This is a genomic window from Aliivibrio sp. S10_S31 (assembly GCF_014694495.1).
In the GTDB taxonomy this organism is placed as follows: domain Bacteria; phylum Pseudomonadota; class Gammaproteobacteria; order Enterobacterales; family Vibrionaceae; genus Aliivibrio; species Aliivibrio fischeri.
The window spans coordinates 1-497 of the sequence record NZ_JAAUWR010000112.1 but is presented as its reverse complement, the minus strand read 5'-3'; the positions used below and the strand labels follow the sequence as shown (position 1 = coordinate 497).

The 497-nt window shown below is 34.2% G+C and carries 1 protein-coding gene; it reads right to left on the bottom strand.

The window, feature by feature from the left end:
• Nucleotides 1–29: 29 nt before the first annotated feature.
• Nucleotides 30–497 (bottom strand): IS3 family transposase (locus tag HC728_RS19835; protein ID WP_139070510.1); only part of this gene is annotated, 468 nt, incomplete at its 5' end.

Genomic DNA, 497 nt, shown 5'->3' with positions numbered 1-497 from the left:
TGTCTCGTCCTAAAATACGTTGACGATTTTTAATTGAAAGCTAAGTGCGTACGCACTTGGCTTTTTTTGTGTACTTGATTTGGTGTACTCATTCCCAAGCTTAAATGTGGTCGCATTTCATTATAAATAAAAATAGATTCTTCAACTAGATGTCTTAACTCCTCTAAATCTTTGCAGTCATACAAAAGAAACTCTTGTTTAAGTATCCCATTTATTCGCTCTGCTAATGCATTTTGATAGCAATCATACCCATCCGTCATTGATGGTTTAATGTCATTTTTATTCAGTTTTTCCTGATAAACCTTTGAGCAATACTGTAATCCTCGGTCTGAATGATGAATCGTACTCCTTTGATATTGACGACTCTCTATCGCCATATCAAGAGCTTTGACTACATCAGTAGCTTTCATTTCATCACTTAATTCATATCCCATTATCTTTCGACTATAAGCATCTGTTACTAATGATAAATAATGAACACCTTCTTGTGATTGAAC